The 20,478-nt window shown below is 59.9% G+C and carries 18 protein-coding genes and 1 riboswitch; of the genes, 11 read left to right on the top strand and 7 right to left on the bottom strand.

Annotated elements, in window-relative coordinates; genetic code table 11:
- Positions 1 to 10 precede the first annotated feature (10 nt).
- Positions 11 to 1,711, bottom strand: coding sequence for an isovaleryl-CoA dehydrogenase (locus ACSQ83_RS07525; RefSeq protein ID WP_436227705.1), 1,701 nt, complete (start codon positions 1,709 to 1,711; stop codon positions 11 to 13).
- A 364-nt stretch (positions 1,712 to 2,075) separates the two neighbouring features.
- Between ACSQ83_RS07525 and ACSQ83_RS07520 the strand changes: the two genes are divergently transcribed.
- The gene (locus ACSQ83_RS07520) at positions 2,076 to 3,701 is read left to right on the top strand and encodes an OmpA family protein (protein WP_436227704.1); all 1,626 of its coding nucleotides are present in this window, start codon (positions 2,076 to 2,078) and stop codon (positions 3,699 to 3,701) included.
- A 91-nt stretch (positions 3,702 to 3,792) separates the two neighbouring features.
- On the opposite strand, the gene ACSQ83_RS07515 is transcribed toward ACSQ83_RS07520, so the two are convergent.
- A complete protein-coding gene (locus tag ACSQ83_RS07515; RefSeq protein WP_436227703.1) occupies positions 3,793 to 4,746 on the bottom strand; it encodes a LysR substrate-binding domain-containing protein in 954 nt (317 codons plus the stop codon).
- 205 nt (positions 4,747 to 4,951) lie between these two features.
- Positions 4,952 to 5,087, top strand: a riboswitch (S-adenosyl-L-homocysteine riboswitch).
- 33 nt (positions 5,088 to 5,120) lie between these two features.
- Here ACSQ83_RS07515 and ahcY point away from each other — a divergent pair.
- The 9 genes from ahcY to ACSQ83_RS07470 all read left to right on the top strand — a co-directional run bounded on the left by ahcY (position 5,121) and on the right by ACSQ83_RS07470 (position 15,168).
- Entirely contained in the window at positions 5,121 to 6,542 is a 1,422-nt protein-coding gene (gene ahcY / locus ACSQ83_RS07510) for an adenosylhomocysteinase (RefSeq protein WP_436227702.1), read from the top strand.
- A gap of 87 nt (positions 6,543 to 6,629) precedes the next feature.
- Entirely contained in the window at positions 6,630 to 6,980 is a 351-nt protein-coding gene (locus ACSQ83_RS07505; protein ID WP_031364155.1) for a phage holin family protein, read from the top strand.
- 38 nt (positions 6,981 to 7,018) lie between these two features.
- Positions 7,019 to 7,864, top strand: coding sequence for a methylenetetrahydrofolate reductase [NAD(P)H] (gene metF, locus ACSQ83_RS07500; RefSeq protein WP_436227701.1), 846 nt, complete (start codon positions 7,019 to 7,021; stop codon positions 7,862 to 7,864).
- A 442-nt stretch (positions 7,865 to 8,306) separates the two neighbouring features.
- Positions 8,307 to 9,941 carry an ABC transporter substrate-binding protein gene (locus tag ACSQ83_RS07495; protein WP_436227700.1) on the top strand — a complete coding sequence of 545 codons (1,635 nt, stop codon included), beginning with the start codon at positions 8,307 to 8,309 and terminating at the stop codon, positions 9,939 to 9,941.
- A gap of 113 nt (positions 9,942 to 10,054) precedes the next feature.
- Positions 10,055 to 11,065, top strand: coding sequence for an ABC transporter permease subunit (locus ACSQ83_RS07490; protein ID WP_414947880.1), 1,011 nt, complete (start codon positions 10,055 to 10,057; stop codon positions 11,063 to 11,065).
- Between the two features lie 4 nt (positions 11,066 to 11,069).
- Positions 11,070 to 11,987, top strand: a complete 918-nt coding sequence (locus ACSQ83_RS07485; protein WP_299703719.1) for an ABC transporter permease subunit — start codon at positions 11,070 to 11,072, stop codon at positions 11,985 to 11,987.
- Positions 11,988 to 12,072: 85 nt separating this feature from the next.
- Entirely contained in the window at positions 12,073 to 13,068 is a 996-nt protein-coding gene (locus ACSQ83_RS07480) for an ABC transporter ATP-binding protein (RefSeq protein ID WP_414947881.1), read from the top strand.
- Complete coding sequence (locus ACSQ83_RS07475) at positions 13,065 to 14,078, top strand: peptide ABC transporter ATP-binding protein (protein ID WP_436227699.1); 1,014 nt, start codon at positions 13,065 to 13,067, stop codon at positions 14,076 to 14,078. Before ACSQ83_RS07480 ends, ACSQ83_RS07475 begins: the two co-directional genes overlap by 4 nt.
- A complete protein-coding gene (locus tag ACSQ83_RS07470) occupies positions 14,071 to 15,168 on the top strand; it encodes a TraB/GumN family protein (RefSeq protein ID WP_436227698.1) in 1,098 nt (365 codons plus the stop codon). Before ACSQ83_RS07475 ends, ACSQ83_RS07470 begins: the two co-directional genes overlap by 8 nt.
- Before the next feature lie 15 nt (positions 15,169 to 15,183).
- On the opposite strand, the gene ACSQ83_RS07465 is transcribed toward ACSQ83_RS07470, so the two are convergent.
- From ACSQ83_RS07465 to pxpB, 5 genes are all read right to left on the bottom strand, one after another.
- Positions 15,184 to 16,140: a DUF979 domain-containing protein gene (locus tag ACSQ83_RS07465; protein ID WP_414947884.1), complete on the bottom strand. Its 957-nt coding sequence runs from the start codon at positions 16,138 to 16,140 to the stop codon at positions 15,184 to 15,186.
- A complete protein-coding gene (locus ACSQ83_RS07460) occupies positions 16,137 to 16,856 on the bottom strand; it encodes a DUF969 domain-containing protein (protein ID WP_436227697.1) in 720 nt (239 codons plus the stop codon). The genes ACSQ83_RS07465 and ACSQ83_RS07460 overlap by 4 nt, the downstream gene beginning before the upstream one ends.
- A 231-nt stretch (positions 16,857 to 17,087) precedes the next feature.
- Entirely contained in the window at positions 17,088 to 17,840 is a 753-nt protein-coding gene (gene pxpA, locus ACSQ83_RS07455; protein WP_436227696.1) for a 5-oxoprolinase subunit PxpA, read from the bottom strand.
- Positions 17,841 to 17,856: 16 nt separating this feature from the next.
- Entirely contained in the window at positions 17,857 to 18,888 is a 1,032-nt protein-coding gene (locus ACSQ83_RS07450) for a biotin-dependent carboxyltransferase family protein (protein WP_414947886.1), read from the bottom strand.
- Positions 18,885 to 19,538, bottom strand: a complete 654-nt coding sequence (gene pxpB / locus ACSQ83_RS07445) for a 5-oxoprolinase subunit PxpB (RefSeq protein ID WP_414947887.1) — start codon at positions 19,536 to 19,538, stop codon at positions 18,885 to 18,887. The genes ACSQ83_RS07450 and pxpB overlap by 4 nt, the downstream gene beginning before the upstream one ends.
- A gap of 185 nt (positions 19,539 to 19,723) precedes the next feature.
- On the opposite strand from pxpB, the gene ACSQ83_RS07440 reads away from it, so the two are divergent.
- Positions 19,724 to 20,236 (top strand): winged helix DNA-binding protein, encoded by a 513-nt coding sequence (locus ACSQ83_RS07440; protein ID WP_436227695.1) that lies wholly within the window; start codon positions 19,724 to 19,726, stop codon positions 20,234 to 20,236.
- The last annotated feature ends 242 nt before the right edge of the window (positions 20,237 to 20,478 follow it).

Here is a 20,478-nt window from a genome sequence, read left to right as displayed (position 1 = left end):
ATTCCCAAAACTACTCGCCGAACGCGCGCTCGATCAAAGCGTTGAAATCGAACGTTGCCGGCTGCGTTCCATACACGCGATTGACGGAACCACGGGCATCGCCGAGACGGGTTTCGATGAAAGCCGCCGCCACATCCGCGGGCGCATGTTGCGCGAGCAGAACCCCTTGCGCGGTGAGCACGAGTTGCTGTGCGATCGCCCGTGCCGACGCTTCGCGCGTAGCCGGGTCGCCTTGCAGCATGGCGAGCAGCGTCTTCATCGCGTCACCGAGTACGTGATGTTCACCCGCCACCTTCCGCCACGATTCGAACAGCGCGTGGGCAGCATCGGGTTCGCGTTCGAACGCCCGCAGCACGTCGAGGCACATCACGTTCCCCGATCCTTCCCAGATCGAATTCACCGGAGCCTCTCGATAAAACCGCGCCATCGGCCCCGTTTCGACATAACCATTTCCGCCCCAGACTTCCATTGCCTCGCCGGTGAATTCCAGCGCGCGCTTGCAGACCCAGAACTTGGCCGCCGGCGTCACGATGCGGCGCCACGCGTGCTCTTCCGGTTTCGATGAATTCTCGAACGCGCCCGCGAGCCGCATGAACAGCACGGTGGCCGCTTCGGATTCCAGCGCGAGGTCGGCGAGGACGTTGCGCATCAGCGGCTGGTCGATGAGCTTGGCACCAAAGACCCGCCGATACCGCGCGTGATGGATCGCCTGGATCAGCGCGGCGCGCATCAAAGCGGCGCTGCCGATCACGCAATCGAGACGCGTGAAGTTCGCCATTTCGATGATCGTCGGAACGCCGCGCCCTTCGTCGCCGATCATGACGCCGTAGGCATCGAGAAATTCGACTTCGCTGCTAACGTTCGAGCGGTTGCCGAGCTTGTCCTTGATCTGCTGGATCTGCACGGCATTCTTCGATCCATCCGGCGCGAATCGCGGCACATAGAAGCAGGAAACCGGGCGTTTTCCGTCGTCGGCATCGGTGTCGTCACCGGCGCGCGCCAGCACGAGATGGGCGTCGCATTGAGGCGCCGAGAAGAACCACTTATGGCCGATCAGCCGATACTCGCCGCCCCGTCCGCCCGCGCCCGTCGCCACTGCGCGGGTCCGGTTGCTGCGCACGTCCGAGCCGCCCTGTTTCTCGGTCATGCCCATGCCGATCATCATCGACTGCTTGCCGGCACCGAGCGGGATATCGCGTGGATCGTGCTGGCGCGAAAGCAATTGCTCTCGCAAGCTCGCGTACAACGCGGGCTCTTGCTGCAACACGGGAATGCTGGCGAAGGTCATGGTCAGCGGGCACAACGAACCGCTTTCCAGTTGTGCGTGGAGAAAATATCCGGCGGCGCGCGCGGCCATGGAACCGGGTTTCGGCGCGGCGGTTTCAAACGGCAGCGAATGAAGACCTTGCTCGCGCAGCATGGCAAGCAGCGTGTGCCAGGCGGGATGGAATTCGATTGCATCGAGACGCTCGCCACGCGCGCTGAACGGATGGTGCTCAGGCGTATGCCGGTTGGCCAGGTCAGCGAGTGCTAAGACGCCGGGTTGCGTGAGCGCGAGGCCGTCGCGGGTGAGCGCGTCGAGATGCCACGCCGCGCCTTCACGTTCCAGCGCGGTCATGAGGGCCGCGTCGGTGGTCATCGCGTTGTAGCGCTCGAGCGGTGGGGCCTGGTTCGTGACTTCGTGCGTTTGACCGTAGGCGGATAAGCACATCGTTTATCTCCGTCATGCTTTTGTTCAGTTTGCCCGCTTGTCTCAATTTTTGCAAAAGCCTTGATCGCCGTCATGGTCTGCGGCTTGACCAATCGAATCGAATAGTGCGAATTAACGTTCATTCAAAATTTTGCGCGTTATTACTGCATCAATGCGATGACATTCATCAGTAATTCAAGATGCTTTAAGAACTGTCTCAAGACTTCTACTTTGAGGTATTTCCGATTTTTAGTCCGAAGTCCTTATTTGTTAATTGCCGAACCTATAATCCGCTTCGCTCATTCTGAGCGGTTGGCGAATTCACGCAAGTAAGGAAAAGGCAATTTAAATGAGCATTAATGTTATTTAGCTGGTACAGGGCGCTTTGACCGAAAGCGTGTTGCAGCAACTCGCTACAAAACTGGGCGTCGCTCCCGAAGCAGCGAAACGCGTGGTCGGCATGATCGCGCCGGCACTCGTCGGGTCGCTGATGAACAAAGCCGCATCGCCTGAAGGCGCACGCAGCTTGTTCGCATCAATCATGTCACCGGATTCAAACGCCAATATCGTCGATATGCTGCCGCAACTCGTCCATGGCGACGGCCTGCAATCGTTGCTCGCGGCCGGTACGCGGCTCGCAAGCGGCGTGGCATCCGAAGGGCGCGTGAACGCGCTGAGCAACACGGTGGCAGCGAAGACCGGTGTATCGGTTGGCGCCACGCATGCGCTGGGCGGCATCGTCACGACCGCGTTGTTCGGCGTGCTAAAGCACTACTTCACGAAGTCTGGCAGCAACGTCGGCCAGTTGCCTACGCTGCTCGGCCATCAGTTGCCAATGGTGAAGGCAAGCATGACGGACGATATCGTCAGCGCGTTGGGCTTGGGCGGCGCGGCCAGCTTCATGTCCGGCGTGGCAGCGCAGATGAAAGCGGTGTCGTCGCATCTTGAACATCCGTCGACAGTCGGCGGATCGACCGCCATCAACCCTTCGCTCGACCGGATCGTGGTGGAAGAAAAGGCTCGATCGAAGAAATGGTGGTGGCTTGCTGTCGCCGCAGCGCTTGCGTTGCTCGCACTGCTGTTCGGCCGTAGCTGCGGCAACCAGACACCGCTCGCACCGGCACCCGCTGCGGCTCCTGCTGTAGCGTCCGCCGCAGCGCCGGTGGTTACATCGACTCCGGTGGTTGCCGCAGAACCCGCGTCGGCACCCGCTGCCGCGCCTGCGCCTACGAAGGACGCGCTGCTGACGTTCACCGTCGACAAGCTCGGCGCACCGACCATTCAAGCAACGGTTGGCAGTGAAGAAGAGAAGGCCAAGCTGCTCGCCGCATTGACGGCGAAGTTCGGCGCGGACCATCTGAACGCGACCATTGCAGTCGACCCGGACACCAAGCCGGCTAGCTGGCTTGACAAGCTCGACGGCCTGTTGCCGCTGATGCAATTGCCGGGCGCGGAATCCAAGTTGTCGGGTGAGAAGATCGAGTTGAGCGGATCGGCTGCCGACATGCGCAACGGTTGGATGAACAAGCTGAAGACGTTGTTCGGCGCGGGATTCACCATCGGCACGTTCGATGTCAAGCAAGCGGTCGAAAGCGCGAAGGAATCGTTCATGAGCGCGTTCTCGTCGTTGAGCGATGATTGCTCTGCCGCCGATGTCGCCAAGGTGCTGAACCTGCAAGTCATCAATTTACGCACGGGTTCCGACGTGCCGCCGCAAGACGCGCAACTGGCGTTGGCGAAATCGGCAGAACTGCTGAAGGCGTGCGAAGCGAAGGGCAAGACCGTGAAGTTGAACGTGGGCGGTTATTCGGACAATGTCGGCCCGGCGAGCACGAATCTGGTGTTGTCGAAGAAGCGGGCGGAAGCAGTGCGCGCGTTCCTCGTGAAGCACGGCGTTTCTGCTGATTCGCTGATGGCGCAAGGTTTCGGCGATGCAAACCCGATTGCCGATAACGCAACGGCCAGCGGACGTTTCGCAAACCGCCGGATCGACTTCGCTGTACAGGAATGATCGATTGACGGACGCCGCTGAGGTTTGACATCGGCGTAGCAACTAAAACCCCCTGTCCCGCGCGAGCGGGACAGGGGGTTTTTCATTTCGGCTATCGCGGCGCCGCATTCCTAACGCGTGCCGGAAACCGCTCGGCCGGCCCTTGCAAAAAGTCATCGCCGAGATTGGCGGGCAGTAATTGCCGCACAACCTCCAGCCAAGCCCTCGCCGCGTTCGACAAATAACCATTACGTCGCCAGCCCACCGCCATGTCCCAATGAATCTCCGGCGCGATCACCGGCCGGCAGGTGAATGCGTTGATATCGAGCCGGCGGCAATACGGCGCAGGCAGCAACGCAATGCCGACGCCCGCCTGCACCAGCGCAGCCATGAAATCCCAATGGCCGCTGCGCCCCACGATAGCCGGCGTGAACCCCGCTTCGCGGCAGGCATTAAGCACGAGATCCGATAACGCCAGGCTTTCGCCGTAGAACACGAACGGCTCCGCCGCGAGATCGCTGAGCGGCACGTCCGACAGCGCATCCCATCGCGAGCCTTTGGGCGCAACGAGCCAGAGTAATTGGCGGCTGATGGGCAGCACATCGAACATGGCGAGATCGACGGGTTCCAGCACACCGCCAAGCTCGAGTTCGCCATCGATCAATGCAGCTTCAATTGCCTTCGAACCGCGCTCGAACAGCTTCAGTTCCACCTTCGGATAACGCTTCTTGAATGTGGCAATAGCTGGCGTGAACAGCGATCCGCCCATCGGCGGAATGCCGATAGTGAGCGTGCCGCGCCCCAGTTTGCCCAGATCGTTGAGTTCGGCTTCGAGTTGCGCGTGCGCCGCGAGCACTTCAAGGCCGCGCTGATAGACGATCTGTCCGGCGTCGGTGAGCACCATTTGGCGACTTTCGCGCAGCAGCAGCGGCGAGCCAATTTCGTCCTCGAGCGACTTCACCATCTTGCTGATGGTCGGCTGCGTGACGAACATTTTCTCCGCAGCACCGGTGAAGCTTTTTTGCTTCACGACTTCGACGAAATACCTCAACGATCGCAATTCCATGCAATTCCTCTGAATTCCAGTTTGGAATACCGCCGATAATTTTAAGTCATTTTAATTATGTCGCAGTGCCGACCCCATCCGATTAGAGGTTAACCCTTCGCGGTTAGTCATCTGAAAGATTTGCCATGCCGATGCGTGAACGTCGGCAAAACAAACCTCTCGCGCAAACGCGCTCCCTCCATCCCAATTTGCTACAATCCCAACTCGCTTCGAGGAGCGTTGCGACGTTCTTCCACAACGAAGGCCGCCAGGCTCGAAGCATTCAATCGGACGGAGTGACCAGCGCTTGCAGACCAAGTAAGCGCTTGTTGAACCACCGCATCGAACGGCGCTCACGTCAAATTTCTATATTTCCATTTAGAAAGGAGGGCGTGATGAACGCCGCAGTTCTCGATTCAAACACCAACAAAGATTTCGTCGTCGCCGATATGTCTCTTGCTGCCTGGGGCCGCAAGGAACTGAACATCGCTGAAACGGAAATGCCCGGCCTCATGCAAACGCGTGAGGAATACAAGACGCAACAGCCGCTGAAGGGCGCGCGTATTGCCGGCTCGCTGCACATGACTATCCAGACCGGCGTGCTGATCGAAACGCTGACCGCGCTCGGTGCAGACGTCCGCTGGGCATCGTGCAACATCTTCTCGACGCAGGATCACGCTGCATCGGCTATCGCGCAGGGCGGCGTGCCGGTGTTCGCATTCAAGGGCGAATCGCTCGACGAATACTGGGAATTCTCCCACCGCATCTTCGAATGGCCGAACGGCGAATTCGCCAACATGATCCTCGACGACGGCGGCGACGCCACGTTGCTGCTGATCCTCGGCTCGAAGGCTGAAAAGGACCGCTCGGTCATCGGCAAGCCGGAAAACGAAGAAGAAGTCGCGCTGTACAAGTCGATTGCCGCTCACCTCGATATCGACCCGGCGTGGTACTCCAAGCGCCTCGTGCATATCCAGGGCGTGACGGAAGAAACGACGACGGGCGTGCATCGTCTGTATCAGATGGAAAAGGAAGGGCGCCTGCCGTTCCCGGCCATCAACGTGAACGACTCGGTCACGAAGTCGAAGTTCGACAACCTGTACGGCTGTCGTGAATCGCTGGTCGACGGCATCAAGCGCGCCACCGACGTGATGATCGCCGGCAAGATCGCGGTCGTCGCAGGTTACGGCGATGTGGGCAAGGGTTGCGCGCAATCGCTGCGCGGTCTGGGCGCGACGGTGTGGGTCACGGAAATCGATCCGATCTGCGCACTGCAGGCAGCCATGGAAGGTTACCGCGTAGTGACCATGGAATATGCCGCCGACAAGGCCGACATTTTCGTGACCGCTACGGGCAACTTCCACGTGATCGGCCATGACCACATGAAGGCGATGCGCAACAACGCAATCGTCTGCAATATTGGTCACTTCGACTCGGAAATCGACGTTGCATCGACACGCCAGTACGAGTGGGAAAACATCAAGCCACAAGTCGATCACATCATTTTCCCCGATGGCAAGCGCGTGATCCTGCTGGCTGAAGGGCGGCTCGTGAACCTGGGTTGTGCGACGGGCCACCCGTCGTTCGTGATGTCGGCATCGTTCACGAACCAGACGATTGCTCAGATCGAATTGTTCGTGCACGGCGACAAGTACGAAAACAAGGTCTATGTTTTGCCCAAGCACCTTGATGAAAAGGTCGCGCGTCTGCATCTGGGGCGTATTGGCGCTGAACTGACCGTGTTGTCGGACTATCAGGCGAACTACATCAGCGTGGACAAGATGGGTCCGTTCAAGCCGAATCACTACCGTTACTAATCGCGGCGGTCTGTAGTGCTCAACGTGTGCGTGGGTTTAGTCGATCAAACCCACGCACACGACCTTTCAAGTACCAGGAGACCATCGATGTCCGTGCTGCTGACCTGGCTGATCAACGCGCTCGCGCTGTTGATCATCACTTACCTTGTGCCGTCGATTCACATTCGCAGCTTCGGTACCGCGCTGATCGTCGCGATCGTGCTCGGGCTGATCAATACGTTCCTGCGTCCGTTGCTGGTGCTGCTCACGCTGCCGGTGACCATTCTCACGCTCGGGTTGTTCATCCTCGTCGTGAATGCGCTGTGTTTCTGGCTGTGTGCTTCGTTGCTGAAAGGCTTCGAGGTATCGGGGTTCTGGTCGGCGTTCTTCGGCTCGATTCTGTACAGCATAGTGTCCTGGCTGCTGTCGGCGCTGATCCTCGGTCAGCGCAACTTCTAAGAACGCGAATGCCAACGCGTGCGCGTTCAACTCTTCCCATGAAACCGATCGAACTCTCATTCGAGTTTTTCCCGCCGAAAACGCAGGAAGGAATCGAGAAATTGCGTGCGACTGGCGCGCAGCTCAAGACGCTCAACCCGAAGTTCGTCTCCGTGACGTTCGGCGCGGGCGGTTCCACGCAGCAAGGCACGCTCGATACCGTCGTCGAAATGATGAAGCAGGGACTCGAAGCGGCGCCGCATTTGTCGTGCATCGGGTCGTCGAAGGAGAGTCTTCGGACCATTCTCGGCAGTTATCGCGAGCATGGCATTCGTCACATTGTCGCGTTGCGTGGCGACTTGCCTTCGGGCATGGGCGAAGTCGGCGAGTTGCGGTATGCGTCGGAACTGGTCGGCTTTATTCGGGCTGAGCACGGCGACTGGTTCAACATTGAAGTCGCGGCGTATCCGGAATATCACCCGCAGGCGCGTTCGCCCAAATCCGACCTGGAAAACTTCGTGCGCAAGGTGCAGGCTGGCGCGAATTCGGCGATCACGCAGTATTTTTTCAACGCGGACGCGTATTTCCGTTTCGTCGATGACGCCCGCAAAAAGGGCGTGGACATTCCAATCGTGCCGGGCATCATGCCAATCACGAACTTCTCGCAGCTCATGCGCTTCTCCGAGATGTGCGGCGCGGAAGTGCCGAAGTGGATTGCACGCCGCCTGGAAAGTTATGGCGACGATAAAGAAGCGATCCGCGCGTTCGGACTGGATGTAGTAACGGGTTTGTGTGAGCGGCTGGTGAAGGAAGGCGCGCCCGGGCTGCATTTTTATACGCTGAACGGCGCCGCCGCGAGCAAGACGATTTGCGAGCGGTTGGCGTTGCCTAAAGCGGCCGCTTAAAGCCTGATGTTTTCGCTTAACCCGCGCGGCATTCGCCGCGCGGTTCTTGTCCCGCTTTTCACATTTCTCCTCCTACTGGTTTAATCACCTTGAAACATTGTGCATAACGAAACATGATGGATTCATGTTTTCGGCGCGCAACAATCCTCATCTTTATCTTAAATTTACATTTCTTTCGTGCTACGGTAGCGCCCGAATTTGCCGTCGCGCGTGAGTTTGCCGACAAAGCGCGGATCGATGAAAAACGCGCTGAATCGACGAAAAACCTCGATAACCCAAGAAGGTAAGCGAAAACACGGCCTTTTCAACCTTGTTGCCTGGCTTGCCGGACACACGTGCAGAAGCAATTCCCCCTCGGGAATTTCGTCGCCTTGTTCCCCCCGGCAAAGCTCAGTAATATCGCGCTACGCTGGTTTTAGCCGGCATCGATCCTGGAGGAAACATGAAGAAAATTGGCCTGTTACGAGCCGCTCATCTGTCGATGGCACTCAGCGCCGCCATCGCGGCATCGCTCGTAACCGCGAGCGTCGCTCACGCAGCACCCATTCCCAACAAAACGCTCGTTTACTGCTCAGAAGGCAGCCCGGCCGGTTTCGATCCCGCGCAATACACGACGGGCACCGATTTCACCGCGAACACCTTCACGGTCTACAACCGCCTCGTGGAATTCGAGCGCGGCGGTACGAAAGTGGAACCGGGTCTCGCGGAAAAGTGGGATGTCTCGCCCGATGGCCTGACGTACACGTTCCATCTGCGCCATGGCGTGAAGTTCCAGACCACGTCGTTCTTCAAGCCCACGCGCGAATTCAACGCGGATGACGTGCTTTTCACGTTCAACCGCATGCTCGATCCGAATCAGCCGTTCCGAAAGGCTTACCCCACGTCGTTCCCGTACTTCACCGACATGGGCCTGGACAAGCTGATCACGAAGATCGAAGCAGTCGACCCGTACACGGTCAAGTTCACGCTGAAGGAAGTCAACGCTCCGTTCATCCAGAACATGGCGATGGAATACGCGTCGATCCAGTCAGATGAATACGCTCAGCAACTGCTGAAAGCGGGCAAGGCATCGGATATCAACCAGCAGCCGGTTGGTACAGGTCCGTTTATTTTTCGCAGCTACACGAAAGACGCGACCATCCGTTTCGACGGCAATCCTGATTACTGGAAGCCGGGCGCAGTCAAGATATCGAAGCTGATTTTCTCGATCACGCCGGATGCCGCCGTGCGCGTGCAGAAGCTGAAGAACAACGAATGCCAGGTGATGGCTTATCCGCGCCCGGCTGACATTGCACCGCTGAAGGCCGACACGAACCTCGACACGCCGTCGCAACCAGGCTTCAACGAAGGTTACGTCGCGTACAACACGACGAAGAAGAACATCGATAACGTCGAAGTACGCCGCGCGCTGGACATGGCGATCAACAAGAAGGCGATCATCGAGTCGGTGTATCAAGGCGCAGGTCAGGCCGCGATTGCACCCATTCCGCCGACCGAATGGTCTTACGACAAGAACCTGAAGGTTCAGGCGTACGACACCGCGGCGGCCAAGGCGCTGCTGGCGAAGGCAGGCTTCCCGAACGGTTTCGAAATGAACCTGTGGGCCATGCCGGTCCAGCGTCCGTACAACCCGAACGCACGTCTGATGGCCGAGATGATTCAGGCCGACTGGGCGAAGATTGGCGTGAAGGCGAATATTGTGTCGTATGAGTGGGGCGAGTACATCAAGCGCGGCCACGCTGGCGAACACGACGCCATGCTGATTGGCTGGACGGGCGACAATGGCGATCCGGACAATTGGCTCGGCACGCTGCTCGGCTGCGAAGCGGTCAACGGCAGCAACTTCTCGCACTGGTGCTACAAGCCGTTCAACGACCTGGTGATCAAGGGCCGCAATACGTCGGATCAGGCGCAGCGCACGCAGGCTTATATGCAAGCGCAGCAAATTTTCGCTGACCAGCTGCCGTTCTCGCCGATCGCTCACTCGACGGTGTATCAGCCGACAAGCAAGAAGGTCATCGGCATGAAGATCGAACCGCTGGGTTACCTGCGTTTCGACGGTGTCGGCGTGCAGTAAGCTGTTAGCGGTACGCTTCATGCACTGAAACTATAACTAGTCGAAAAGGTCCGGCGACAAGGGTCACAAGCCCGCGTCGCCGGTCGCATTTTTCCTCCCCAAAGAGACGAACCATGTTCCGATTCGTTCTGCGGCGCATAGGCATGGTGATCCCGACGTTCATCGGCATCACGATCCTGGCGTTCGCGTTAATCCACCTGATCCCGGGCGACCCCATCGAAGTCATGATGGGCGAGCGCGGCGTGGACCCGGCCATGCACGCCGAAGCAATGAAGCGGCTCGGGCTTGACCTGCCGCTCCCTGTTCAATATTTCCACTATGTCGGACACGCGCTGAAAGGCGATCTCGGCATGTCGATCATCACCAATACCAGCGTGATGGGCGAATTCATGGCGCGCTTTCCCGCGACGCTCGAACTCGCTATCTGCGCGATGATTTTCGCCCTGGTGATCGGACTGCCCGCCGGCGTTGTGGCTGCGTTGAGACGCGGCACGGTCGTCGACCACGGCGTAATGGGCACAGCGCTCACGGGTTACTCCATGCCGATCTTCTGGTGGGGTTTGATCCTCATCATGTTCTTCTCGGCCAAGCTGGGCTGGACGCCGGTGTCAGGGCGCATCGCGGTGGAATACGACATTCCGCACCGCACCGGCTTCATGCTGTGGGACGCACTCTTTTCCGACGATGAAGGCGCGTTCAAGTCCGCCGTCAGTCACCTGATTCTGCCGACTATCGTATTGGGCACCATTCCGCTGGCCGTGATCGCGCGCATGACGCGTTCATCGATGCTCGAAGTGCTGCGCGAAGACTACATCCGCACGGCGCGCGCCAAAGGTCTTTCGCCGGCCCGCGTGGTGGTCGTGCATGCGCTGCGTAACGCGCTGATTCCCGTGGTGACCGTGATCGGCTTGCAGGTTGGTACGCTGCTCGCCGGCGCGGTGCTGACGGAGACGTTGTTCTCGTGGCCGGGCGTGGGCAAATGGCTCATCGACGCCATCAGCCGGCGCGATTATCCCGTCGTGCAGGGCGGTATCCTGATGATCGCGACGCTCGTTATTCTTGTGAATCTGGTCGTCGACTTGTTGTACGGCGTGCTGAATCCGCGCATTCGCCACACGAGGTAAGCCCATGGCCGATATCCAAAACAATCCTGGGGCGCTGATCCCCGTCCCGAGTGGCCGGTTCCTCGCCGGCCGCGAATTCTGGGCCAATTTCTCGCGCAATCGCGGCGCGGTCGTGGCCGGCGCGATCGTGCTGATCCTGGTGTTCATCGCTATTTTTGCGCCGTTGATCGCGCCGCATTCGCCGATTGAGCAGTATCGCGACAATGTAAAAATTCCTCCGGCCTGGCTCGATGGCGGCAACTGGCGCTTCGTTCTGGGTACCGACGAAGCCGGCCGCGACATCCTCTCCCGCCTGATGTACGGCGCGCGGTTGTCGTTCTGGATCGGCTTCGTGTCGGTGGTGCTGGCGTTGATTCCGGGCATCGTGCTCGGCTTGATCGCGGCGTTCTTCCAGAAATGGTTCGACACGCCGATCATGCGCATCATGGACGTGCTGCTGGCGCTGCCTTCGCTGCTGCTGGCGGTCGCGGTGGTCGCGATTATCGGTCCGGGGTTGATGAACACGATGCTCGCCATCGCGATTGTCGCGTTGCCGGGTTATGTGCGTCTGACGCGTGCCGCCGCGCTCGGTGAACTCCAGCGCGAATACGTGACAGCGTCGCGTGTGGCTGGAGCAGGCACCGTGCGCCTGATGTTCTCGCAAGTGCTGCCGAACTGCGCCGCGCCGCTGATCGTGCAGGCAACACTGGGCTTTTCGTCCGCCATCCTCGATGCCGCCGCGCTCGGCTTTCTCGGCCTCGGTGTGCAACCGCCGGCGGCGGAGTGGGGCGCGATGCTCGCATCGGCGCGTGATTACATCGAAAGTGCTTGGTGGATCGTGACCATGCCCGGGCTTTCCATCCTGATTTCGGTCCTGGTGATCAACCTGCTCGGCGATGGCCTGCGCGATGCACTCGATCCCAAACTCAAACGGATGGCGTGATATGGAACAACCCCCACGCTCACTTCATTCGCTGCCCCCCGAGGGGGCTGGTCAATACGTTTCGGGCGGCCGTGCACGCACTGACATGAACGATCTTCTAACCATCCGCAATCTCGCCGTGAGTTTCAATGGGCTCCCGGCGGTTGATCGCATCGATATATCCGTCAAACCCGGCGAAGTGGTCGGCGTAGTCGGCGAATCGGGATCGGGCAAAAGCGTCACCATGATGGCGCTCATGGGCTTGATCGATGCGCCAGGCATTGTCACCGCCGATCAGGTCACGTTCAACGGCGTCGACTTGCTGAAGGCATCGGCGGGGCAACGCAGGAAGATTATCGGCAAGGACATTGCCATGGTCTTCCAGGACGCGCTGTCGAGCCTGAACCCGAGCTACACCGTTGGCTATCAGATCAAGGAAGTCCTCAAGCTTCACGAAGGCTTGAAAGGATCGAAGCTGCATCAGCGCGCGCTGGAATTGCTCGATCAAGTGGGGATTCCAGACGCGAAAAGCCGTATCGATGCCTTCCCGCACCAGATGTCCGGCGGCATGAACCAGCGCGTGATGATCGCGATGGCCGTCGCGTGCAATCCGAAGCTGCTGATTGCCGACGAACCCACCACCGCGCTCGACGTCACCATCCAGGCGCAGATCATGGAGCTGCTTGTCAAGCTGCAGAAGGAACGCGGCATGGCGCTCGTGCTGATCTCGCACGATCTCGCGGTTGTGTCCGAAGTCGCGCAGCGCGTGGCCGTGATGTACGCGGGCGAGATTATCGAAACGAATCACGTGCCGACGATTTTCAGCGAGCCGCATCATCCGTACACGGAGGCATTGCTCGCCGCCATTCCCGAACATAGCCGAGGCGCCGAGCGTCTCGCGGCCTTGCCGGGCATGGTGCCCGGCCGCGACGATCGCCCGACCGGTTGTTTATTCGCGCCCCGCTGCAGCTACGCCGTCGACGATTGCCGCAAGGCGCGGCCGGCGCTCTATCAACTCGCCCCGAACGATCCGGCCGTGCGCGCTCGTTGCATCAAGCCGCTAAACATGGACCTCGTGGCAGAACATGGAGGCGCGCGATGAATGCCGTTCCTGAAACTTTCGCTAAAGACGCTAAAGATATCGTCCTCGTCGCCGATAAACTGACGCGGCACTACAGCGTCAAGCGCAGCATGTTCCAGCAGGGCACCGTCAAGGCGTTGAACGGCGTGTCGTTCTCGCTTGAACGTGGCAAGACACTTGCCGTGGTGGGCGAATCCGGTTGCGGAAAATCGACGCTCGCGCGTCAGTTGACGATGATCGAAGCGCCCACGTCGGGACGATTGCTGATTGATGGCGAGGACGTGGCGAGCGCGAACCGTGCGAAAGTAGCCGACTTGCGGCAGCGCGTGCAGATGGTGTTCCAGAATCCGTTCGCTTCGCTGAATCCACGGAAAACCGTCGAGCAGACGCTGGGCGAACCGCTGGCGATCAACACGAAGCTGTCGTCCAGCGAGCGCGCCGAGCGCATTGCGCACATGATGCGCACGGTCGGTTTGCGGCCGGAACACGCGGCGCGGTATCCGCACATGTTCTCGGGCGGCCAGCGGCAACGGGTGGCTATCGCGCGTGCGATGATTCTGGACCCGCAGATCCTGGTGGCCGATGAACCCGTCTCCGCGCTGGATGTTTCCATCCAGGCGCAGATTCTGAATCTGTTCATGGATCTGCAGCAGCAGTTCGGTACAAGCTATGTGTTCATCTCGCATAACTTGTCGGTGGTGGAACATATCGCCGATGACGTCATGGTGATGTATTTTGGCGGTGTGGCCGAACTTGGCGACAAGGCAACGATCTACGCACGGCCGCGTCATCCGTACACGCGCTCGCTGATGTCGGCGACGCCTGCCTTGTTCGAAGAAGATCGGCGCATCAAGATCCGGCTGCAGGGCGAAATGCCTTCGCCGCTTAACCCACCATCAGGTTGCACATTTCATCAGCGCTGCCCGTATGCAATCGATAAATGCCACGTCGAAGAACCGGCGCTGCGTTTCGTCGATGGTCGGCACGTCTCCTGTCATCGCGCCGAGGAAGTCGGGGAGATCGATGGCTGAACGCCCGGCGGCGCGGCAGGTTGCGCGCCGTTTTGTTGCGGGTTTTGCTGTTGTTGTGGCGGCGATCCTTGCGATTTTTTGCCTGGCGCCGCAACTGGCTTTTGCTGTGACCGGCGCGCGCTCGCCGCCGGGCGCCACGGTGCCGCCCACGTCCTCTGCTGCGTTACCCGGCCTAAGTGTGCCGCCCGCGCGTCCGGCTCCTCCCGACGTAGACCATTCGAATGGCACCACCGCCAGCGGTCCGGTGCAGGCGCAGCCGCCGCATATGCCGTTCTACGTCGCCACCAAAGGCCAGGTCACTATCTACGTGCTGGGTACGCTGCACGTCGGTTTCGCCGATGACTACCCCGCCAGCCAGCCGTTCCGCAAGCCGATCCTCGGCGCGCTCGATGCATCGCCGACGCTCGCGCTGGAAATCTCTCCCGACGACCTGGTTGTATCGGCCGATGAAGTCAGCAAATACGGCGTATGCCGGGAGCCGTGCCTGTCGCGATATTTGCCCGATGCGCTGTGGAAAAAGCTGGAAATACGCATGCGCGGCAACCCCGCCATGCTCGCCGATATCAGCCGCTCGCGGCCATGGCTGGCGTCGATGCTGGTTGAAACCGTCGATACCTTGAAGGCCGGATTCCAGACCGAATTCGGCACGGAAACGCAATTGCAGAACGTCTACTTGCGGCCGCGCGGGCGAGTGGTGGGGTTGGAGACGCTCAATGAGCAGATTGCCGCGTTCACGCGGCTCACGCAGGCGCAGCAACGGGAAATGCTCGCGCAGGATCTGGTGCAGACGCCGGCTGAGAATGTTGCCGATGTGAAGGAGTTGCATCGGCTATGGCGGATTGGCGACGCCGATGCACTGAAGGCATGGGACGACGCCAAGACGGAGAAACTGGCGAGATCGAAGCAGCTTGCGAGGCAGATCGATAACCGCGTGGTGGTCGACCGCAACTATCGGTTCGCGGCGCGCGTGGTGGCGATAGCCGCGCCGAACAAGCCGGTGTTCCTGGCTGTTGGCGCGTTGCATCTTGGCGGGAAAAGAGGTGTACTCGCGTTGCTGAGAAAGCGTGGGTTCGTGGTGGATCCGGCGTGAACCCACGCCTTCGCGTTACAGGAACATCAGCCAGTTCAGCAAGAAGATATTCACGACCAGCATCGACAGCGCGGTTGGAATCTGCACTTTGATCACCGCGTTTTTATCGGGTAATTCGAGCAGCGCGGCCGGCACCATGTTGAAGTTCGCGGCCATCGGCGTCATGAGCGTGCCGCAATAACCCGAGAACATGCCGATCGCGACCATGGTGGCCGGATTGCCGTGGAACACGCCGACCAGGATAGGCACGCCTACGCCGCCCGTCATCACCGGGAACGCCGCGAAGCCGTTGCCCATGACCATCGTGAAAAGCGCCATGCCGATGCAATACACGGCCACCGCGACCAGGCGGTAATCGAGGTTCACATAAGCCGTCGTCACGTGCGCGACCGCCTTGCCCACGCCCGCATCCGAGAACACCAAACCCAGCATGCCCAGCATTTGCGGCAGCACGGCGGCCCATGAAAGCGCATCGACCAAGCGGCGCGTTTCTTTCATCGATTGCCCGACGGTATCGCGTGTCATCACGCACGCTACGCCCAGCGCGACAATACAGCCGATGCCAAAGCCCATCAGCGTGACATTCTTCGGATCGAGCAGCGGCTTGCCGCCGAACACCAGGTAACTCGCTCCCAGCGTCAGGATCACGGTCACCACGGGGATCGTCAATGCGGGGACGAACAGCTTGTTGCCCAGACGCAAGGCGCTGTTGCGGCGCGCTTCGTCGGAGAGCATTTTCGGCTTGCCCGCCGTGACACCGCCGAAGCCTGCGATCAAGGCCATCGCCACAACCAGCACGCCGACCACATTGGCCGGCAGCCAGTCGCCGATCAGGAAAATCAGCGCATACACCAGCCAGAAGGTTCCGGCGGTGAGGCGGCGGGGATGTTTTTTATCGACGTAGATCATGCCGGCGACAACCACCAGCACGATACCCAGCAGATAGAACAGATAGTTGAGCGTCAGTGTCATGCGGTTTCTCCGCGAACGTTCTTGGTCAACGCGCCGAGTTCGCGATTCAGCCGCCGATCGAGCAGCCACAGCCGGAAGCCGTGAATCAGGAACGCGCAGATCGCAGTCGGGATGCCCCAGACGGCAACGTGCAGCGGTTCAACCACGATCCCCGCTTCCTTGAGGAAGGTTGTCATCAACACGATCGCGCCGAAGGCCACGAAGATGTCTTCGCCGAAGAACAGGCCGACGTTGTCGGTCGCGGCGGACCACGCTCGCAGCTTGAAGCGGGTTTCATCGGAGAGCTTGCCGAAACGTGTTTGCGCGGCGCCTTCGGCCATGGGCGCGAGCAGCGGCCGGACCATTTGCGGATGTCCGCCAAGACCAGTCAGACCGACAGCCGCCGTCAATTCGCGAATCAGCAAATAGACGATCAGCAGACGTCCCACCGTCGCCGCCTTGATGCCCGAAATCCAGATTTGCGCGCGTTCACGCAGACCGTGCCGTTCCAGCAAACCGATCACGGCCAGCGGCAGCAAGATGATGAGCGGAATGTTGCGTGTCTTGATAAACCCCGTGCCGATAGCGGTGAGAATGCGATCGATGGGAAAGTGCGCCGCCAAGCCGGTGACGATTGCAGCGGCGGCCACGATCAGCATCGGATTGAAGCGCAGGATAAATCCCACGATGATGACAGCCACGCCTATCAGTGGCCATAGATTGACAGCGGTACCCATAAGATCTCCAAGTGGTCGGGCTAATGTCCCGATAAGGGCTTGTTCCGCCGCCGGACGAACCGCTTGCTTCGAGCGGACCGTTCCGTTGGCTTGATAAAACGGCTCTACGGCCGCTTACGAAAACGCCCCGCCAAGTCGCGAGGCATTCAGCTTCATTGAGGCTTTGTTTCCGAGGCGCAGGCTCGCTTCGGGCGCTAACGCCAAGCAGCGAGAAACGCTAAAGACAGTTCGTCAGACCTCGACCGCGTGGGCAGCGCGAACGTCGATGCCCGCCGTTTCGAGCGCCCCGCGAATCCGCCGGGCGAATGCCAGCGCATGCGCGCCGTCGCCGTGAAGACAAACCGTCTGCGCGTTGATCGGGACCCACTCGCCGCTGACCGCCTGGACGCGATGCTCCATTGCCATTTTCAGCGTTCGGGTGATCACGGCTTCCTCGTCCTCTAGCAGCGCGCCGGGGTCTTTGCGCAGCACGAGCGACCCATCCGACCGATATCCGCGGTCCGCGAACACTTCCTCGATCGCGACCAGGTTCGCCTTGCGGGTGGCATCGACGAGATTGCTGTTCGCCAGCCCGAACACCAGCAACGACGAATCGAAATCGCGAATTGCCGTGACAATAGCCTCGGCAATGTCCGGATTCTTCGCCGCCTGGTTATAGAGCGCGCCGTGCGGCTTCACATGCGACATCCGACCGCCTTCAGCCCTCACGATCGCGGCCAGCGCGCCCAGTTGATACAACACGCCCGCGTAAATCTCGTAGACGGGAAGGTCCATCTCCTTCCTGCCGAAATTCTCGGGATCGTTGAAACTCGGATGCGCACCAATGGCGACACCCTTCGCAACGGCCCAGCGCACGCAATCGCGCATGGCCGTTGCGCCACCCGCGTGCCAGCCGCAAGCGATATTCGCGGAGCTCACGAGATCGAGCAGTGCTTCGTCAGTGCCCATGCCTTCGCCGAGATCGGCGTTCAGATCGATTTCCATCTTCGTTCCCTGTTCTTTACCGGCCGAGGCGTTCCGCGTGCATCGCGATAGCCGATTCGACCTGTTTTACATACATGCGCTCGTCCGCCAGCGCGTGACGCGCGGCTTCAACCGTTGTTTCGATAAAGCGCACACCGCTGTTGAGCCGCGCTTGCGCGAGCTTCCACAGGTCGGCCTTGATGACCGAGCCTATTTTTGGATATCCGCCGGTGGTCTGGGCGTCGCCCATCAGCACGATCGGCTGACCGTTCGGCGGGACCTGGATCGTGCCGGGCAATACGGCGTGGGACAAAAGATCGGCTTTATCGCCGCGTTCGAGCACCGTGCCCGCGAGCCGGAATCCCATGCGGTTACTGTTCGGGGTGATCGTCCATTCTTCGTTCCAGAAGTCGCGCTGAGCCGTTTGCGTGAAGGTCTCGTATTCGGGACCGCGCAACACGCGGATTGGCAGCGACCATGAATTGCCCGGCGTGTGTTTGCCGCGCCGAAGCGGTTCTTCCACATAAACGAACTTGCACCACGCGGGCGCTTTCACCCCAAAGGCCGTTCCCGCCGATGAAAACACCGCAGTCTTATTCGGCTGCGGCACGCCGGTAGCCAGACGATCGCCATCGCGCAACGCCCGGCCGCCGAGACCGCCGAAACAGGCGCCGAGGTCGGTGCTGCGAGAACCGAGCATGGGCAGGACATCGATACCGCCCGCCACGCACACATATCCGCGCATGCCGTGCTTGGCGCCGCGCAACGTCAGTTCCTGACCGGCCTGGACCGGCAGGCTCCACCACGAGTAGACGGGCTTGTCGTCCAGCGTGGCGGCGAAATCCGTGCCGGTGATCGCCACGCGGGTAGCGCGCGTGAAGCGCAGCGTGGTCGGTCCGAGCGTCAGTTCGATACCTGCCGCGCCCGGCATGTTGCCCACGATCCGGTTGCCGATTTCCAGCGACAGCGCGTCCAATGCGCCGCCCGAACTGACACCGAGGTGCCGATATCCCGCGCGGCCAAGATCCTGCACGGAGGAGAGCATGCCGGCGCGAATGACGTCGATCATGCGAGCACCTCGAGCGCGGTAAAACGGACGTGATCGCCGGGTTGCATCAGCGTGGGCGGGTTGCGGGCGGGATCGAAGAGTTTGAGATCGGTGCGTCCCAGCAGCTGCCAGCCACCCGGCGACACCGCTGGATAAATCCCGGTCTGCTCCCCGCCGATACCGACCGACCCCGCCGGCACTTCCAGCCGGGGTTTGGGATGTCGAGGCGCGTGTAGCGTGGGATCGAGGCCGCCGAGATAGGCAAAACCGGGCTGAAAACCGAGGAAAAATACGATGTAATCGGCTTGCGTGTGTCGCTTCACGAGTTCATCGATGCTCAGGTTGAGCGACTTCGCCAGGGACGCGAGATCGGGGCCATCAGCGCCGCCGTAGCGCACGGGAATTTCGATTTCAGCGGTGCCTACATCGGCTTCCGCCGCTTTTTCCCACGCGTTTTGCATGTGTTGTGCGAGGTCGGCGGGATCGGCCTGGAGGGGATCGAAGACCAGCGTAAGGTTGTTCATGCCCGGCACCACCTCCACGACATGCGGCCACAGGCGTGCTGCGTCGGCGAGCGCCCACATTCGGCGCTGGCAATCGATCGTGGCGGGCGGGGGCGCTTCGCACACAAGCGCGGTGTCGCCGAGTGGATGAATTTTGGGTGGTGTCATGCTGGGTTTTGCCGGTAATCGAGCACGCGCTTGAACGAAAGGCAAATGAGAAGCCGTCTCGACGCTAGCTCGGGAATGTACATTGTCAATAATTTATCGACAAATTATCAATAAGAATTTAGACCTAGGGGTGAATTTCGTTCCATACGCTACACTCGCCGACATATTCTTCCGTCGAAATATTTATGCCCCGTCATCCGACCAAGATCGTTTCGTCCGAGCATCTCGTGTCTGAAACGAGCGCTGAGTTGTCCGAGTTCGAATATGGCCTGATCATGGCTGGTAATGCGTTTAACCGCTGGATGGTTCGATGCATGTCGGCGGCGGGCGCGAAGGACATGACGGCGGTGGAAGTGTCGCTGCTGCATCATGTGAGCCATCGTGACCGGAAGAAAAAGATTGCCGATATCTGCTTTGTTCTCAATATAGAGGACACGCACGTCGCGAGCTATGCCATTAAGAAGTTGATGGCGCGGGGTTATGTGAAGAGCGAAAAAGTGGGTAAGGAGGTGTTCTTTTCCGCAACGACGGCGGGGCGGGAGTTGTGCGGGAAGTATCGGGAGGTGCGGGAGAGTTGCTTGATCAGCACGTTGAAGGAGAGTGGGCTGACCAATGAGCAGATAGGCGAGGCGGCGCAGTTGCTGCGAAATGCTTCCGGTCTCTACGATACAGCGGCCAGGGCTGCAGCCTCGTTATAGGGTTTTCGTTCGCACTCGGGTTTTGGGTGGGTTGGTGCTGGGGTTGGTGGTCGGGGTCAGTGTTGGGTTGCACGAGTTCTGGCGTTAGCGGTCTGGGTCAATGCCGGGTTGCTGCTCTCCAAGTCTTTGCGCATTTAGTGTTGGATGTTTTCTTTATCACTATTAGCCACTGCGCGTGGCAGCGCGTCATTTCTTGGTCCTTAGCGACAAAGAAACGAAGCAAAGAAAACGCTTTCACCGCT

Source organism: Caballeronia sp. LjRoot29 (assembly GCF_964252755.1).
Lineage (GTDB): Bacteria > Pseudomonadota > Gammaproteobacteria > Burkholderiales > Burkholderiaceae > Caballeronia.
Note: the sequence above shows the minus strand (reverse complement) of the source record. Positions and strands in the feature narration are given on the sequence as shown.

Bases quoted from the DNA above. Each gene is read 5' to 3' on its own strand.
- ACSQ83_RS07460 (WP_436227697.1), bottom strand. From the start codon at position 16,856: ATGGGTACCGCTGTCAATCTATGGCCACTGATAGGCGTGGCTGTCATC.
- ACSQ83_RS07495 (WP_436227700.1), top strand. From the start codon at position 8,307: ATGAAGAAAATTGGCCTGTTACGAGCCGCTCATCTGTCGATGGCACTC.
- ahcY (WP_436227702.1), top strand. From the start codon at position 5,121: ATGAACGCCGCAGTTCTCGATTCAAACACCAACAAAGATTTCGTCGTC.
- ACSQ83_RS07490 (WP_414947880.1), top strand. From the start codon at position 10,055: ATGTTCCGATTCGTTCTGCGGCGCATAGGCATGGTGATCCCGACGTTC.
- ACSQ83_RS07440 (WP_436227695.1), top strand. From the start codon at position 19,724: ATGCCCCGTCATCCGACCAAGATCGTTTCGTCCGAGCATCTCGTGTCT.
- ACSQ83_RS07475 (WP_436227699.1), top strand. From the start codon at position 13,065: ATGAATGCCGTTCCTGAAACTTTCGCTAAAGACGCTAAAGATATCGTC.
- ACSQ83_RS07450 (WP_414947886.1), bottom strand. From the start codon at position 18,888: ATGATCGACGTCATTCGCGCCGGCATGCTCTCCTCCGTGCAGGATCTT.
- ACSQ83_RS07470 (WP_436227698.1), top strand. From the start codon at position 14,071: ATGGCTGAACGCCCGGCGGCGCGGCAGGTTGCGCGCCGTTTTGTTGCG.
- ACSQ83_RS07480 (WP_414947881.1), top strand. From the start codon at position 12,073: ATGAACGATCTTCTAACCATCCGCAATCTCGCCGTGAGTTTCAATGGG.
- ACSQ83_RS07515 (WP_436227703.1), bottom strand. From the start codon at position 4,746: ATGGAATTGCGATCGTTGAGGTATTTCGTCGAAGTCGTGAAGCAAAAA.
- metF (WP_436227701.1), top strand. From the start codon at position 7,019: ATGAAACCGATCGAACTCTCATTCGAGTTTTTCCCGCCGAAAACGCAG.
- pxpB (WP_414947887.1), bottom strand. From the start codon at position 19,538: ATGACACCACCCAAAATTCATCCACTCGGCGACACCGCGCTTGTGTGC.
- ACSQ83_RS07505 (WP_031364155.1), top strand. From the start codon at position 6,630: ATGTCCGTGCTGCTGACCTGGCTGATCAACGCGCTCGCGCTGTTGATC.
- ACSQ83_RS07525 (WP_436227705.1), bottom strand. From the start codon at position 1,711: ATGTGCTTATCCGCCTACGGTCAAACGCACGAAGTCACGAACCAGGCC.
- pxpA (WP_436227696.1), bottom strand. From the start codon at position 17,840: ATGGAAATCGATCTGAACGCCGATCTCGGCGAAGGCATGGGCACTGAC.
- ACSQ83_RS07465 (WP_414947884.1), bottom strand. From the start codon at position 16,140: ATGACACTGACGCTCAACTATCTGTTCTATCTGCTGGGTATCGTGCTG.
- ACSQ83_RS07485 (WP_299703719.1), top strand. From the start codon at position 11,070: ATGGCCGATATCCAAAACAATCCTGGGGCGCTGATCCCCGTCCCGAGT.